The sequence below is a fragment of the Streptomyces sp. NPDC031479 genome, from assembly GCF_055581065.1.
This window is the reverse complement of record NZ_JBVIKC010000026.1, coordinates 91,798-107,654: the sequence shown is the minus strand read 5'-3', so window position 1 is coordinate 107,654 and position 15,857 is coordinate 91,798. Positions and strand designations below refer to the sequence as shown.

The following is a 15,857-nucleotide window of genomic DNA, read 5'->3' as shown; positions in this document are numbered from 1 at the left end:
CCCCGACGTCAACGGCGACGGCATCCCCGACCTCTACCTCACCCGCAACGACGGCACCCTCCACCTCTACAACGGAGGCCGCACCACCATCGGCAACGGCCGACGCGTCGAAGAAGACGACTGGGCCACCGCCCGCACCCTCGGATAGCCCGACATCCACGCGTACATCCCGATCGGAACCACCCGCCGGGATGTACGCCGACTCGCCCCCCGGGCCGGGACGAACGCCGCTACGGCCGTCCCGGCCCCACGACCATCACGACACGAAGGAAGGTCCCCCGCCCATGCAGCAGCTCCCCGACCTCGGCAAGAATGCAGCCGGCAAGCCGGACCCCTGGGCCAAGTTCCGCGGACTCACCTGGTGGCAGCTCGTGCTGTCGATCGCGCCGATCCTCCTGCTGCCGATCGGCGGAGCGATAGGCGGCGCCATCGGAGCCGCCGGCCTCTTCGCCAACCTCTCCCTCGCCCGCAAGCAGATCAAGACGCCACTCAAGGCCCTGGCGATGCTGGGCGTGGCACTCGCCGCCTACCTGGCGTACCTCCTCATCGCTGCTCTCCTCTACAACCTCCTGAATGGTTGAATCATCGGCTTGTGATCTTTCGGGTGGTTCTGGTGTTGCCTGATGGTGTGGGTGTGGTTCGAATCCCGCGACCCACCGATCGGTGATCTGGTGATGTGATGAGGTAAGTGAACACAAGCCATACCCGACGGACGGGCAGTGGGCGTTGATCGAGCCGGTGATCACGGCATGGAAGAGCCGGCACCGCTCGGTCATCGGCCATCAGGGCGCCTACACGATGCGGGGGATCGTGAACGCGATCCTCTACCAGGGCCGGACCGGCTGCCAGTGGTCCTACCTCCCGAAGGACCAGCCACCGAAGAGCGCGACGTATTACTACTTCGCCGCCTGGCGGGACGACGGAACGGACCAGATGATTCACGAGCTCCTGCGCCGTCAGGTCCGTGAGAAGGCCCCCGATTAGAGGACCCGACTCTGGTGGTCTTGGACACCCAGAGATCCCGTGCGGCTGCTGGGGTCCCGGCTCCACGACCGGCCGGGACGCCGCGAAACGGGTCACGGCCATCGATCCTCACGTACAGTGCAGTCGCGAGGGTCTCCAAGTTTGTCGTCACAAACGAACCAACGAGACCCTCGCTTCATGTGCCCGAAGACTTCGGACTTAATCGTCTAACTTGATCTTTAACCTGTGCGGCGTGGGCGAGGGGTCGTGGGCTTCTTCGATTTCGGTTTCGCGGCGTCTGTTTTGCGGACTGTGTGCACGTCATGACGGGGTGTGGGCTGGGTGTTCTTCCGGCCGGGTGGTCGCCCGGGACCGGGACGGGAGGGTTTTGGTGCACCGGCTGGGCAGGCGGTGCTCGGGCGGATGTGCCGGAAGTCGCGGCGGACACGGGCGGGGGTGAGACGGTCGGCCGCGGCGGGCTTCTCCCAGGGCCGGCGCAGGTCGGCCGCCAGTGGCCGGGCGAGGCGGAGCTGGGTGTAGGCGGCCAGGATCAGCCAGGTCCACCGGTCCGCCGCCTCGGGTGTGCGGATCTTCGGGCAGGTCCAGCCGAGGGTCTGCTTGAACAGGCGGAAGGTGTGCTCGATGTCGAAGCGCCGCAGGTATGCCTGCCACAGGCGGTCGACGCCGGCGGGGTCGGTGCCGGTTGCGGACCACCACAGCCAGACCGGCTTGGGGGTTGCTCCGCTGGGCAGGCGGTCGATGTCCAGGCGGATGACGGTCCCCTCGATGATCGGGAGGGTTCCCTCGGCCGTGGCCCAGGAGGAGCGGTGGGTGAGTTTGGGGTGGAGCCGGTCCCAGGAGCGTGCTCGGGCGGTGCCGTAGAGGCGGGTTTCGGTGACGGTCTCGGTGTCCGGGATGCCCCAGGTGTCTTCCTGGCCGAATACGAACTCGCCTCCGTGCCGGGGCGGGCGGCCCATCGTGTGAGGCTGACGCGGTGGGGCGGGCCTGCGCAGGACGCGGTCCGATCGCATTCGGGCCAGGATCTGGACCGGCAGGTCCCGCAGGAGGTGGGCCAGGCGGGGCGCGTCGTATCCGGCGTCCGCGACAACGAGGATGTCCAGGTCGCCTTGGCGCCACTGGCCCGCCGCGATGAGTCGTTCGACCAGCTCGCGTAGCTGGCCGGCGGTCACGGTGGCGGCGTCGTCACCCGGCGCGAGGCGGAGTGCGTCCAAGGGAGCGGTCCACGAACTACGACCGCTCTCGAGCGCGCAGACGATGGAGTACGGCCAGCCCGGGACGGGGATGTGCTGGTCCTTGCCCCGTCCGTAGGTGTGGCACAGGATCCGCTGCGGTGAGGTGTGGGCATCGGGCCGCAGCCAGCAGGTGACGTCCACGGCTAGGACCAGACGGCCGTCCGCAGCCCGCGGCAGCGGCACCGCCGCCAGCGCGCGCCGCAGCCGGGCGGCGTCCATCCCACCCCGGGCCACAGCGGCATAGAGGCCGCCATGCCCGCGACGGTGTTCGCCAACCAGGGACAGCTCCGGCAGCGACCTCACTGGCCCGTTGCCACACAGAACCGCGTCGGCCAGCTCGAACAACGCGTCCGAACGAGCAGTCAGACACTCGTAGAACTCGCCACGGAAGCGTGACAGTTGCGGCAATGCCTCTTGCCGGGCACCGTGATGCAGCAGACTCATCCCACGGCCTTCGTGCTGGATGTGAGTGTTTCCTTGGTCGGAGCACATGATCCAGACGAAGGCCGCTTCAGCGTACGGCGGTTACCGAACCGAGTGATCAAGTTCGACGTGCCGTTCGACGTCGACGGTTAAAGATCAAGCTAAGGGCTGTCTCGCAAACGATCTCCGTCTCAGGGCAGTCGCGGGTAGGCGGGGTGATCGGCGTAGGGTGAGGCGAGGTCGAGCAGGTCGTCGCATGGCCAGGTCTCGCCGTCGTACTGGCAGTCATCGCGGTTGTCCCACGGTAGTTCGGGGTCGCCGGTGGCTGGACTGAGCACATGGCGGAAGAGCACGCGTCGCTTGCCTTCGACCTCTCGCAGAACACGAGCGGGGTCGTGCAGCGCGACGTGCAGGGCCATCGTGGGATGGAAGCCGGAGAGTTCTCCTTGGCAGAAGTCGACCGTGTGCCCGTGAGCGGTCCACTCTCCGCAGCCGTCACCGTCGCTGCGCCGGGCCAGGTCGGCCTCCTCGTCCAGCCGTGCGTGGAGGAACGTCACAAGGTCTTGGCTCATGAGGTCATCCTGAACGATGCATGAGGCCCGGTCGCCTGATTTCCATGCTGTGGGCAGGGCCCGGCTGGCAGGCCCGACAACTGGAATGATCTTGCTGTGGCTGGTGTGATCACGGCGTCCGAGCCGTCCTGGATAGCCCTGTTCTCCGGGTTGAGCCCTCGCGCCTTCGGCAAGTTGGTGACGGTGCTGCGGCGCCAGGGTGCGGACGCGGTCCGCAGGGGCCGGCCGCCGTGGAGCCTTCGGCTGGAGGACTGCACCATGCTCGTCGCGGCGTACTGGCGCACGAACCTGACCATGCGCCAGCTCGCCCCGCTGTTCGGGATCTCGAAGTCGGCGGCGGACCGGATCATCGACAACCTCGGGCCGATGCTCGCCCTCCAGCCCCGCAAGCGGTTCGCCAAGGGCACCGTGCTCATCGTGGACGGCACCCTGGTTCCCACCCGCGGCCACACGATCGCCGAGCGGTCGAAAAACTACCGGTACTCCACCAACCACCAGGCCGTCATCGACGCCGACACCCGCCTGGTCGTCGTGGTCGGCCGGCCGCCCGCCGGGAACCGCAACGACTGCAAGGCATGGGAGGAATCCGGCGCCAAAGACGCCGTCGGCAAGACCCTCACGATCGCCGACGGCGGCTACCCCGGCACCGGACTCGTCATCCCTCACCGTCGGCAGCGTGGCCAGAACGAACCTCCGGCCTGGAAGGAAGAACACAACAAGTCCCACAAGCAGGTCCGCGCCCGCGTCGAGCACGTCTTCGCCCGGATGAAGACCTGGAAGATCCTCCGCGACTGCCGCCTCAAAGGAGTCGGCGTCCACCACGCCATGCTCGGCATCGCACGGATGCACAACCTCGCCCTCGCCGGATAGGCCAGCGGGCCGCACGGCGGCCCACCACGCCCGAGGCGTCAGAGATCATTTACGGGACAGCCCTTACCAGGCCACTTCAGCAAGATCCTGTTACGAGCTCTTCGTCGGTTGGCAAGGCGGTCAGGAAGGCGGGAGGGCGGGAAGGCCGATCTGTCAGAGCAGTGGGTCCGTGAAATTGCGCGTGCAGCGCCACCTGACTGGCGGTATGTAATCCGTTCGAGTGAATGCGGCATGCCTCCCCAGAGGGCTCCTCGGGCTCCCGGAGGCCCGTTGGTTTCATAATCTGACCAACGGGTTGATGGATTTGTCGTTTCTGGGCTGCAAGTGCGCTGTGCTGGGGTGTGTGCAGGGGTTGTGGGCCCCGGGACCGGGGGTTGCGGATTCCGGTTTCACGGCTGAGGCGTTCGTGGTGTGCGCAGCCCGCCGTGGCTACGGTTCGAGTTCCTGGCCCGGACATGCACCCAGACATGAAGACGGGCCCCGAGGGGTGCAACCCTCGGGGCCCCGGTGCGTCCGATCAGCCGCCCCTGCCTAAGGAGAACAGCGATGATTGAACGCACGTACCGGAAATTCATGGGACGCTATCTGCTGCCGCCAGAAAGTACCATTCCGTCCTTCTGGCTGCCTCAAACGGAGACTTTGAGCATCCTTTCGGTAGTGCTCCGGTTCGGTTCCGCGCTGACGGCCGCCGCGGTCATGGCGGTGCTTCAGGGGGCCGCTTCCCAGGAGGTGCTCCTGATGGTCGCGCCCGCGGCGCTGGCCGACCGCAGCGCGCTGGTCCTCACCCGGATCCGGCGTTCCTGAGCCGCCCCGGCGGCGCCGGCCCTGCCGGCGCCGCCCCCTTACGCGCGTTCGCCTCGGAGCAGCCTCCCGGGCGCCTCGTGCGGGACAGGGATCTCACCCTCGGCACTGCCCTGGGGGGCGGGATCCGGACATCAACGGGGCACTCCTTCCTGCCCGCATCCGCCGATGACGACCGGCTGAGGACCTGATGCCTGACAGCCCTTTCCTGAACAGCCGCCAGCCTGCCCTGGTGCCCGTCTGCCGGCGGCGCCCGGAGGTGACGAGGTGTTCCCGGGACCTGGCCAGCGTCGCCTACGAGGCGTTCTGTACCACCCACCGGCCTGTGTACTCCCGCTACGCGGCGGCCCGTCTGGGCAGTGACCGCCTGGGGGAGGAGGCGGCACGGGCCGCGCTCCGCGCGCTCGCCCCGCTGTGGGCTTCCGCCCTGACCTGCCCCGCACCTGCGGCAGTGTCCTGGCTGCTGCTCACCGGTGTCGTCAACGCCCAAGACCGGCCAGGGCGCGAGGCGGTGCGGGGCCTGTCGCGGATCTACGCCGATGCCGTGATCCTCCACAACCGTCTGGGGCTGCCGCGGCGGACCGCGGCCGCGGCGATGGGCCTGGCGCCGCAGCAGTTCGACATGGTCCACAACGCTGCGCTGCGCGCCCTGCGCGAGCACAAGGAAAAGACCTGAAGCATATTCAGAAATGCATTTATGCACTGTCTGACGGCTGCAGCCGAATTCACCGGCGCACGCCGGGCCGGACGGCGGGATACGGGAGCGGCCGGTATGCGCCCCCGTGAATCACTCCGAGGGGCGAGAGGCTCTGGTCGGCGCCAGGATGCACTCCTAGCATGGGCTGATCACTGTCGCCGGCCGGGTCTGTAGCAGTACGGACCGGCACCATCCTGGGGGCCGACCTATTCAATGATCGACGTAAGCAAACCCAGCGTTGCCCGCATGTACGACTATCTGATCGACGGGACGGACAACTACCCGTCCGACCGGGAAGCCTGCGCCCAGCTCCTTGAGATGGCCCCTTCGACACGGGAACTCGCCCGGATCAACCGGGCCTTCCTCGTACGGGCCGTCCGCTACCTGGCCCAGGAGGCCGGGATCCGCCGCTTCCTCGACCACGGCTCGGGACTTCCCACCCGCCCCAACGTCCACCAGGTCGCCCGCGAGACCCACCCGCAGGCCCGCGTCGTCTACATCGACAACGACCCCCTGGTCCTGGCCCACGGGCGGGTGATGCTGGAAGAGGACCTGCACACCACCGCGGTGATAGAGGCCGACTTCCGCCACACCGACAAGATCTTCGCAACGCCCGAAGTCGGCAGCCTCATGGACGGCCAGCCCGTCGCCGCTCTCTTCGTCTCCGTCCTGCACTGCATTCCCGACAGCGACGACCCCTGGAGCCTGGTGAAGGACGTCGCGCGGCGCCTGCCGTCGGGCAGCTACATGGTCATCTCCCAGCTCGCGAGCGACGACCCGGCCCTGCGCGACGATGTCACCGCGTTCATGAGCGAGATCACCGGCAACCAGTGGGGCCGGGTCCGCAGTACACAGGAGGTACGGCGCCTCTTCAACGGCCTCGAACTCGTCGAGCACGGCGAACCGGTGGAGGTCTCCGCCTGGCGCCCGGATACCGACCTCTTCCCGCGGCAGCAGACCCGGGAGTGGATCGAGTTCGGAGGCGTCGCCCGTATCCCCTAATGCGGTCCGGCCAGCTCGTCGATCCGCTCCTGCAGGAACCTCATGGTGTCCGCCTTGGTCAGGGAGTGCTTGAACACTCCCTCCAGGGAGGCCTTGTGCTCATCGAGGCTGACCGGATCCTCCACCCACGTCGCGCTGACGTTCATGGCCTCCACATACAGCATCTCCGGCGGACCCTCAGGGTCGGCCAGCTTCAGCAGGGTCATGGCCGTCGTCAGCGGCGGGCACTCAGCCCACGCCTCGGTCGGGAACACCCGCACGTGGACGTTCCCGCCCCTCTCACACCTGCCGTAGATACGCCGCAGCTGCTCCAGCATCACCGCCCGCCCGCCGATGGGCCGGCGCAGCGCCGTCTCATCGATGATCGCCGTGAACTCCGGAGCCGAGCTCCCCTCCAGGATCTGCTGCCGCTGCGTGCGCACTTCCCTGCGCTGTTCCAGCAGACCGCCGTGGTCCCCGGTGCCCCGGCCGAGGTACGGCACCGCGAACACCGCGTTCATGTACGCGGTGGTCTGCAGGAGGCCGGGAATGTTGTTCCCTTCGAAACTGACGATCTTCGAAGCGACTGCCTCCACGTACCGCAGCTCGTTGAACGCCGCAGCCACACCCTTGCTGCCCGGGAGCCGCGGGTTGCCGATCGCCAGGATCTGGTGCACGCGGGAGATCACGCTCTCGCGGTCCTCGCCGTCCGGCACCCCGTAGAGATCCAGGAGCCTGGTGATGTCCCTCTCGTCGAACCGGACGTTCGACGCCCCCTTCTCGATCCGGCACAGCTTGGGTGCCGACGAGATACCCCCCAGCGCCGCTACCTGAGGCTGGGTCAGACCAGCGTCCATGCGGTGGCGCTGCAGCGCCGCCCCCAACAGGTTCCGCAGGATGGGCGGGGCGGAAGAGGCCGGCTCCGGTGTCCGGTGCGGCCCCCTCCCTCCCACGATCTCGAACGGCCTGGGCCGAGCGCCCACATCATCTCCTTGATCACGGAAAACACGCTGCCGTGATCCTGGAGCTCCGCAAGCGCGCTGCGCAACCCGGGGCCACACAATCTCAGCCAGTCATGGAGTCAAACTCCCCGGCCCGCGCACCCGCGATGAAAGCGATCATCTCCGACCGCGTGAACACGAGAGCGGGACCGTCCGGGAAACGCGAGTTCCGTAACGCGACCTCGTCGTTCGCCACACGTGCAATTTCAACGCAGTTGTTAGTGGCGTCACTCGCGCGCGCCTTCGTCCAAGCCGCTCCGCCGATGGAACTCGCCCGCGTGCCGTTGCTGTACACCTGTTCCACATGACCTCCAGATAGCTCTTACCAGCGAAAATCCCGGCCTGCCGCCGCCTGGGCACCCGCGCTCGACGCCCTCCGCGTGCACTCCATGAAATTTTCATGGAGTTGCAGGCGGCGATGAGCCTAACGGCCCCGAAGGATGACCGCCGTCCCCCGAAAGAGCGTTCCCCCAGATCACTTAATCGTTCAAAAAGAGAGCCATTCTGGCCATGATCACCGCAATTCGATCATCAAAAACATGGCCGAACACATTCCAGAAAAATTGCGGGGCGGATCGCTCTCACCACCACACGACCGGCCGCGCAGCGGTAGCAGCCGCGGGCCGCTGCACCGGACGCTCGGGGCGCTGGTCTCCGGCCGCTGGGCCGCCGCCTGGCCCGGCGCCACCGCACGGCTTACCGCAGGGGGCGACACCGCGTTCGTCCTCGTCGGCCAGACCCCGCCGGGGGTCCCCCACAACACGGCCCCGCGGTACATGGCGTCCCGCCCACGTGCACACCAGGGTGGGCCGATGTCGCCGGCGCACTCGCGGCGGAGCAGCGTGTTCGACCTGCGTACGAACGTGGTGCCCGGACGGACACGGGCGCGGGCATCAACCAGCTCAGTCCCACCCGTGCCTCCACGGGTGGTCCCGGACGGGGCGTCCGGTCCCATCTCAGAGGTGCGCACATTGAAGCGGTCATGGAAGGGGCTGATTTGGTCGATTCCCCTGTGGCGGCCGCTCGTGTGCGGGATCGTCTGACCCGGGGCGGAGACACCGCCCATGGCGTGGTGTGGGAGGCGCTGGTGGACAAGGACGAGATCTGGACGTCCGAGGAGTACGGCACGTCGCACGAGGGCCGAGTGGGAACGCTCCTGGAAGGCGGAGACAGCCCCAAACCGGTGTACTTCGACTCGAACTCAGGCGGATTCGGCTGGGAGGTCCGCCACTGGTCCGTCTACGACGGCGGCACCCACCCGCACCGCCCCCAGGCGCACGCCCTGCAAGCGCAGTGCTCGTGCGGCTGGCAGGGCGATCCCCGACTCGTCGACTGGACGGCGGCCGGCGATCTGCCCTTCCGCGAGCACGGCTGGGAGACAGCCGGGGAGTGCCAGGACGACTGGGACCGGCACATCACCGTCATCGACGCCACCACCGTCCCCTTGCCACCTGAACTGGAAGCCCAGCTCCGCGACATCGCCGAAGCGATCGAACGACTCGGCCAGGACGCACCGACCGCCGCGCTGAAAGCCGCCCGATCCCTGGAACTCATCGCCGCACGCACCGCGCACGGGGCCGCGCACGACGCCCGCGGGCTGGACCCGGAAACGGTGGCCGCCGCCTTGGGACTGAACCTCGACGACTCCAGGACCCTCCTGGCCCGCTACGGAGGCTGGAGCCGCTACGCCTGACCACCCGCCGCCTGCGGGCGGGGGCGGATGTAGGCGACCGCGGCCCCCTCTCCGGGTGGCGTTCTCGGCTGCGCCGAGGGCGCCACCCGGGCCTGCCCGCTTCATGAGCCAATGGCTACGGGGCGGGCTCGTAGACGACCGTGGTGGTTGGGCAGTCCTCGGCGAGGCCGAGGAGAGCCTGGCGCTCGTTCTCATCGACGGCCAGGTCCCAGCGGAGCTTGGTACCGACCCACGTCGCGGCGTAGGTGCAGTGGTAGGAACCGTCCGAGGGCAGCCACTCGGCCGGGTCCTTGTCGGACTTGCTCCTGTTCGACGCGGCTGAGACCGCGATCAACGTGTCCGGGGACGCCTGGTCGTTCGCGTACGCCTCCCTGCGCGCCGCCGACCACGGCGTCTGCTCCGAGTCGTACACCTCCGCCAACGGTACAAAATGATCAACATCGAGCCGGGCCGCGTCCGTAACGACCACGTTGTCGTAGGCGCTGTGCCAAGAGCCACCGGTCAGCTTGCAGCCGGCCGTGACCTGAGGTGCTCCGACGGCCTCGGCGAGGATGACCTCCTTGCGAGTGTCGCAGCCATCTCCGGCGTTCAGGCCCTTGTTCCAGTGCTTGTACAGGTCCCGCTTGTAGCCCTCGCGGTGTTCGACGGCCACGGGCAACCGGTCGATCGCCTCGAACAGGGGCAGCGGAGCACGCACCCCGGCCGGGCCCGCCGCAGCCGCACCGGCGGACGCCGGGTCGGTTGAGGTGGCGGCGTGCGCGACGGGGGTGGTGGCGAGAAGGGGGAGGGCGCATAGAGCGAGCGCGGGCAGACCGCGCAGCACCAGGTTCTTGATCACACAGGCGGGTCTAGCGGACCTGGCCCCTGCCCCGACAGGCTCTCGGTGGACAACCACCCATGCGGGCGGCCGGATTCACCGCAGACACCTCACGAAGCCAGGCGTCAAGTTGACGAGGGTTCTTTGTAGCGGAGGTGCGCTCGGGTTCGCCTCAAAGCGCGCGGGAGGGTTCAATGCCGGGGTGGTGAACTGGGCACTGATGTACGACTGGCAGTCCGAAACCGCTCGCGTCCCCGAGCTCCTGGACCGAGTGGAACGTGAGAACGATGCGGAAGCATGGACGGAGCTGGGATACCGGCTGATCCTGGAGCACGACCTCGTCTCGCTCGCTGGCATCGCCGCTCTGCCTCGGCTGATGCGCCTCGCCTCGAGGAGCGCTGAGGCCCGACACCTGGCCGGAGAGATCATGGAGCGCCTGGCAGGACACCACGGCGGTGACGAATTCCTGGCAGACAGCGCCGAGGTAGTCGCTGAGTTCGGCGCGCTCCTGGACCAGCACCTGCAGTCGCGGCCGGCCGACTACCTGGTGACCTTCCGCGCACTGCTCGCGGTCGAGGAGCAGTTCCACTGGGCCAACGTCCTGGGAGACTTCACAGACGACTTCTACCTCGTGGCCTGCCCCCACTGTGCCGTGGAGGTGACGATCGCCATCGGCGACTACGGGCGCTACTCGGCGATCCGGGATTGGCACCTAGGCGACGTGGACCGGCGTGACCTACGGCCGACGCCGGTTGAGGAGCTGTCAGGCGTCGGCCGATGGATGCACGAGGTCGCTGTCCGCGATGGAGAGGATGTACTCGCCGACGGCGTCGCCCATCTCTTCGGGAAGGCTGAGTGCCCGAGATGTGCCAGTGTCTTCACCATTGCGGATGAGTACGCGGCCTCCAACCGCCCGGTGCTGCGGTAGCGCCGCGTTGTACCTGTTCCTCTCTCCCATCGCCGCCGGTTGGATCACGTTGCTCTCACGCTGCCTGCGCGGCCTGCACCGCCGTGGTTGAGAAGGCTGCCTGCTCGTCGAACAGTTCGCGGCGTTGAAGGCAGTGGTGGAGCTGTCCGATCAGGCTGTTGAAGACGTTGCGCAGCGCGGAGGCGTGCCAGTCTCCGCGTTCGTCGCGGCGGTGGCGGTAGCGGGCCATGGCGCCGGGTGAGGCGCGCAGGGCTGAGAAGGCCCAGAGGTAACCGGCGTGGTTGAGCCTGTCGTTCTTGATTCGGCGGCGGGTGATGCTGGACTTCTTGCCTGAGGCTCTGGTGATGGGTGAGGATCCGGCGTAGGCCTTCAGCCCGCGGGCATCGGCGAACCGGTTCCTGTCGTCGCCGAGCTCGGCCAGCACACGGGCTCCGAGCTGAGCTCCGAGTCCCGGGAAGCTCAGGATGATCTCCGCGTCCTCGTGTTGGAGGAAGGCCTCCTCCACGGCTTGGGCGAGGTCGTCCACGGCGGTGCAGGCGGCTTCCAGCAGGGCGAGGAGTGCGAGCGTCTGCTGGCCCAGGGCCTTCTCCACGAGCGGCGGATGGTGAGCCCACTCGGCTCGGAAGATCTCCCGGAGCCGCTCGGTCTCGGCCTCGATTCCCCGTTGGCGGCCAGCACCGCGGAGAGCTGCGGCGATCTGGGGGCGGGTCAGGCGGGCGGCGTCGGCAGGGGTCGGCGCGGCCTTGAGTAGGGCGAGGGACTCCGGCCTGCACAGGCCGTTCTTCCAGTGCGCGACGGCAGCCAGAGCGGCCGGGTAGAACTCGCGGAGCAGGGAACGGAGCTGGTTGCCGACCTGCTGGCGATTCCACGTGGCGTCTTGCTGGGCTCGGGCGAGTACGGCGACGGCGCGGGCCTGGTCGGAGTCCTCGGGCAGCGGCCGGTGGGCGTGTCGGTCCGTACGGAGGACGTTCGCCAGGACGAGGGCGTCGCCGAGGTCGGACTTCTTCCTGGACACGGCGTGGCGGTCCCGGTAGCGAGCGGCGGCCAGCGGGTTGATCGCGTAGACCTGTCGAGCTCCTGTCCGCAGGACGGCGACGAGTAGCCCGCGGTTGGTCTCGATCGCGATAGGGATGGGCTCATCCAGTGTGTCCTCGTACTCGGCGAGCACGCCCATCAGTACCTGGTAGCCGGCTGCGTCGTCAGTGATGCGCCGCTTGGCCAGCAGTTGCCCGGACTCGTCGATCAGCACGACGTCGTGGTGCTTCTCGGCCCAGTCGATTCCGCAGTAGATCAAAGGGTCCCCCCCGAAAGGCTCGATTTTTGCGCTGGTCACGAGCGCATGCGGGCCACGCAGCGTTCTAATTCCAGGCCTCGGCCACGAAGGCCGGACCGCCACCTCACTAGCTGTTCGTGACACCAGCGCACCGCGCGGGCCTCGGTCAACCGTGGGAGCTCGACAGGCTCGGACAGATCAAGAGGTCACCGTGCGACGGGCTCGCACCACAAACACCAACGAGTGAACGCGGGCCGAGTGATGACGACCGGCCAGATCAACGTGACCCGCTCTGCGGTAAGGCCTCATGGACCCGAAACGACCAAGATCTCCGCCCGAATCCGGCCGGCCGTCACCAAGCCAAACGTCGAGTCAGCCTCTCGACGCTGGAGCAACACTCGGGCCCGTTGAGCGGACCAGGGCTGCTAGGAACGAATTAGAATCGAGCCTGCGCTCTCACGCGGACCGGGGCCGCCCGTGCACCCTGCGGCATCGATTCGAAGCACGGCTGCGGTGGCCTCTGATGAGGGGCCTCGGCAACGGAGCCTTGGACGAAACTGTCGCGGGTGGGGGAAGATTCAGCGATGAACAGCAAGTGGTCGCGCTCGCGAGGTGAGGACGGCGGCAGGGACGCCGGGAAGGTCGCGAGTGTGCCCCCGGGGGATCGCGGCATCTCGGCGGGTGCCGATGTGGGGGTGGGCATCACAGGAGACGGGAACCAGTTGACCGTCGATGGCGATGTTGTCAGTGGCGACAAGCACGAGACCCGCACGACGACCGAGTACCACTACCACGCTTCCGCACCTGCGGCGGCCGGGACATCCTGGACCGCGCTCCCGACCCATGTTGACCGTCAGAAGCAGGCAGAGCTGATTCTCGTCGGGCCGCTGAACACCGAGGTGCTCGCCACCCTCCTCCGCCAGGCTGACAGACTCCTGCCGACAGACCCCGAACAGGCCTCCGGTATCTACGGAGAGATCGCCTTCAACCTGCACGGCACCGGCTTTCACGGGCACGCAGCTGTGATGCAGCGCAAGCAGATGGCCGCCCTGCAAGCCGCTGGGCACATTGTCGCGGCCGTGGTGATGGCAGGCGATCTCGCCGTCGCGTCCTTGATCGCCGGAGACTACGACCAAGCCCGGTCCCTGGCCAGAGACATCGCGAGGTTGGCGCTCAAGATCACCGAAGCCGGGGAACCGCGAGCAGACAGGGCAGAGCGGATCGCGAAACTACTGCAAGCCACCACGGACAGCCTGCTCCACCCGCTGGGCGAGTTGGACAGCCTTCGTGAGGTCCTTTCGGCGAGTTCTGCCGAGCGGGATCCCGAGTTTCGTCCCGTACTAATTCTCCTGCTCGCAGAGCAGGCACTGGCCTTCGATCCAAACTCGGTTCGTGAGCTCGACGGGCTCGTATCGGAAGCCATCGACGCCTTGGAGGAACGTGGCAACGACGTGGACCAGGCACTGCTACGACTCCGTCTCATCCGTTCCCACTACGACCCTTCCGAACGCCGCGCACTGCACCAGCGGGCGCGCCGCCACCGCGTGACGGACCGCGCGGCGGCGATGGTCTTCGCACGGGAGGGTCGGCGGCTCGCTGAAGAAGGAGAAGCCGAAGCCGCCGTCGAGGCGTACCGCGATGCCGTCAATGCCGGCATCCGTGCCGACTTGCCACAGGATGCTGCGGACTGGCTTTACAGCATCAGGAGCATCAACGTCTGGTACGGCCCGTTGGCGGGCGACATCGACGACGAGCATCGACTCGCACAGGCACTCCGCGGAACCGGCACGGGTCGCCTTCTTGTCCGGTCCCGCCAACCCCGGGAGCAGGCTATGTCCGCACTGGTGCGGCAAAAGCCTCGGGAGGCCATCGCCGCCGCGCAGCGTTGGCTCGTCGACACCGTGGTGACAGGGGACTGGACGGGAGAACTGGAGGCACTGCGCTTTCTGGCTGACCTGTACCGGGACAACACCGAAGCCGGGCTTGCGGCGATCTACTATCAGCGAGCGGGAGAGGTCGAGGCGGCTAAGAAGCTTGCTGCCGCCTCTGGCGACACGCTGCTTCCTCTCGGGCCTCTCCAAGGCGTGCCTTGGCGGGTCTCCCGTGCACGAGCAGCACAGCTGGAAGCACAGGCAGACCTCCTGGATGACGATGCTGCCATCGCTCTCCTCGGTGAACTCATCGACATGGCTCGACGGCTGCTGTCCGGGGATCTGGCTGAATCTCCTCTCCGACACCTTCTACATCAAGTCCTCAGTAGCGCCTGTACCCTCGCCCCCCAGGGCACGGCCGAGCAGGCCGGTCAGGTGCTCACCGACCTCGTCGATCTCAAGCGGACGGGTCGAGGCGCAACTTGGTTCGCCATCGCGTACCGGCACCCGAGCCTTGCCCTTCGAGCCGTCACCAAGCTGCTCGACGAGGCTGAGCAAGGTATCTACGACGCTTGGGAGGCGCTCGGCGAGAGCCGGTGGGTTCGGATCTTCACCGAGCCATCGTCCCCGCTGACGGCAGCCGAGCAGACGGCCTGCCGAACACGGCTCGCCACACTTGCCACCCTCGCCGAGGACAACAAGTACCCAGCCGCCCTCGCCTTGAGCCAGGTGGTCGCCGACCACCCCACCGTGCGGGCCGCTGCCCTGGAGGCCCTGGACCGCATCGTGTCCCGACCCGCGCCCGACCCGCACAACACCACCATCGGCGATCAGCTGGCGAACGACGCACTCCTGGTTTGCCAGCTCGACGAGTCGAGTCGCCAACGCAGTGCCTACAGACTCATGGAAATCGCCTTGGACAGGCGCGAGATCGCCGACGCCCGACGCAGTGCCCTGAACGGCCTCCGCAACCTGATCACGGACCTGCCGCAGGCCGATAGGACAGCCATCTACCACCAGGCTGAGTCCTTCGTCCTGGGCGAGCAGGATGGCAGTCATCTCGACAGCGAAATGACAGGTACCCCTCACCCACCCAGCTGGGCCCGCATCTCCTTCGGCACGGCGTCCTTGCGCGGGCCGGCCCTGGAGTTGGCGCTCCTTGCTGCGGAGCTCGATGACGAGCACCACTGGGTGCGGGAGAACGCCATCGCCTTGCTCCGTACCGACGTTCCCTCGGACGTTGGAGACGCAGCCCGTGTTCTCGCGTACCTGCCGCCGCAGATCGCGCTCAGTGTTGACCCCGCGCTGCTGGTCACACATCACAACAGGACTGTCCGTCAGGCTGGCGTCTTTCTCGCCGTGTCCCATGCGGGTCAGCACCCCCGAACCATCCGCCGACTCGCTGAAGACAACGACCACACTGTCCGCCGGACATTGGCCGAGGTCGCTGAGCTTCGCATGAAGGAGGGACCTATCGACCCGGTGGTACCGGAAGTGCTGGAGCGGCTCGCCGACGATGTCCGCGCCAGCGTGCGACACGCGGCCGTCGTCGCTAGAGCATCTTGAAGGACTTTGGCGGTCGCGGGCCAAGCAGGGCGTCGGTTTCGTGTACGGGGGCGGATACCTGCTGGTCTTGGACCTCGTAGGCCGCGACAGGTAGGGCATGAGATGGTCGTGCGGGATGGTTCCGGGGGTCCACCTCACTTGCGCCGCG

At 67.6% G+C, this 15,857-nt stretch carries 14 protein-coding genes and 1 pseudogene; 9 read left to right on the top strand and 6 right to left on the bottom strand.

Annotation, left to right across the window (positions count from 1 at the left end):
- Positions 1-284: 284 nt before the first annotated feature.
- Positions 285-581, top strand: coding sequence for a hypothetical protein (locus ACZ5D2_RS26055; protein ID WP_468932478.1), 297 nt, complete (start codon positions 285-287; stop codon positions 579-581).
- A gap of 145 nt (positions 582-726) precedes the next feature.
- Positions 727-1,078, top strand: a pseudogene (locus tag ACZ5D2_RS26050) (transposase); the annotation flags it as partial.
- A 124-nt stretch (positions 1,079-1,202) separates the two neighbouring features.
- Here ACZ5D2_RS26050 and ACZ5D2_RS26045 read toward each other — a convergent pair.
- The gene (locus ACZ5D2_RS26045) at positions 1,203-2,660 is read right to left on the bottom strand and encodes an NF041680 family putative transposase (RefSeq protein WP_468932502.1); all 1,458 of its coding nucleotides are present in this window, start codon (positions 2,658-2,660) and stop codon (positions 1,203-1,205) included.
- Between the two features lie 170 nt (positions 2,661-2,830).
- Positions 2,831-3,211 (bottom strand): DUF6221 family protein, encoded by a 381-nt coding sequence (locus ACZ5D2_RS26040; RefSeq protein ID WP_468932475.1) that lies wholly within the window; start codon positions 3,209-3,211, stop codon positions 2,831-2,833.
- 96 nt (positions 3,212-3,307) lie between these two features.
- Between ACZ5D2_RS26040 and ACZ5D2_RS26035 the strand changes: the two genes are divergently transcribed.
- From ACZ5D2_RS26035 to ACZ5D2_RS26020, 4 genes are all read left to right on the top strand, one after another.
- Positions 3,308-4,081 (top strand): transposase, encoded by a 774-nt coding sequence (locus ACZ5D2_RS26035; protein WP_468932472.1) that lies wholly within the window; start codon positions 3,308-3,310, stop codon positions 4,079-4,081.
- A 546-nt stretch (positions 4,082-4,627) separates the two neighbouring features.
- A complete protein-coding gene (locus ACZ5D2_RS26030) occupies positions 4,628-4,885 on the top strand; it encodes a hypothetical protein (RefSeq protein ID WP_468932470.1) in 258 nt (85 codons plus the stop codon).
- 187 nt (positions 4,886-5,072) lie between these two features.
- Entirely contained in the window at positions 5,073-5,558 is a 486-nt protein-coding gene (locus tag ACZ5D2_RS26025) for a hypothetical protein (RefSeq protein ID WP_468932467.1), read from the top strand.
- Positions 5,559-5,792: 234 nt separating this feature from the next.
- Complete coding sequence (locus ACZ5D2_RS26020) at positions 5,793-6,581, top strand: SAM-dependent methyltransferase (RefSeq protein ID WP_468932464.1); 789 nt, start codon at positions 5,793-5,795, stop codon at positions 6,579-6,581.
- Here the strand turns inward: ACZ5D2_RS26020 and ACZ5D2_RS26015 are convergent.
- Both ACZ5D2_RS26015 and ACZ5D2_RS26010 read right to left on the bottom strand, forming a co-directional pair.
- Positions 6,578-7,513 (bottom strand): helix-turn-helix domain-containing protein, encoded by a 936-nt coding sequence (locus ACZ5D2_RS26015; RefSeq protein ID WP_468932499.1) that lies wholly within the window; start codon positions 7,511-7,513, stop codon positions 6,578-6,580. The two genes, ACZ5D2_RS26020 and ACZ5D2_RS26015, sit on opposite strands and share 4 nt — an antisense overlap.
- A gap of 112 nt (positions 7,514-7,625) precedes the next feature.
- Positions 7,626-7,856, bottom strand: coding sequence for a DUF397 domain-containing protein (locus ACZ5D2_RS26010; RefSeq protein WP_455753848.1), 231 nt, complete (start codon positions 7,854-7,856; stop codon positions 7,626-7,628).
- 732 nt (positions 7,857-8,588) lie between these two features.
- Here ACZ5D2_RS26010 and ACZ5D2_RS26005 point away from each other — a divergent pair.
- Positions 8,589-9,254: a hypothetical protein gene (locus ACZ5D2_RS26005; protein ID WP_468932461.1), complete on the top strand. Its 666-nt coding sequence runs from the start codon at positions 8,589-8,591 to the stop codon at positions 9,252-9,254.
- A 115-nt stretch (positions 9,255-9,369) separates the two neighbouring features.
- Here ACZ5D2_RS26005 and ACZ5D2_RS26000 read toward each other — a convergent pair whose 3' ends face one another.
- Positions 9,370-10,089 (bottom strand): HNH endonuclease family protein, encoded by a 720-nt coding sequence (locus ACZ5D2_RS26000; RefSeq protein WP_468932496.1) that lies wholly within the window; start codon positions 10,087-10,089, stop codon positions 9,370-9,372.
- Between the two features lie 202 nt (positions 10,090-10,291).
- On the opposite strand from ACZ5D2_RS26000, the gene ACZ5D2_RS25995 reads away from it, so the two are divergent.
- Positions 10,292-10,999, top strand: coding sequence for a hypothetical protein (locus ACZ5D2_RS25995; RefSeq protein ID WP_468932458.1), 708 nt, complete (start codon positions 10,292-10,294; stop codon positions 10,997-10,999).
- Positions 11,000-11,054: 55 nt separating this feature from the next.
- On the opposite strand, the gene ACZ5D2_RS25990 is transcribed toward ACZ5D2_RS25995, so the two are convergent.
- Positions 11,055-12,293, bottom strand: coding sequence for an IS110 family RNA-guided transposase (locus ACZ5D2_RS25990; protein WP_468932455.1), 1,239 nt, complete (start codon positions 12,291-12,293; stop codon positions 11,055-11,057).
- Positions 12,294-12,856: 563 nt separating this feature from the next.
- Here ACZ5D2_RS25990 and ACZ5D2_RS25985 point away from each other — a divergent pair.
- Complete coding sequence (locus ACZ5D2_RS25985) at positions 12,857-15,709, top strand: ATP-binding protein (protein WP_468932452.1); 2,853 nt, start codon at positions 12,857-12,859, stop codon at positions 15,707-15,709.
- Positions 15,710-15,857: the final 148 nt, after the last annotated feature.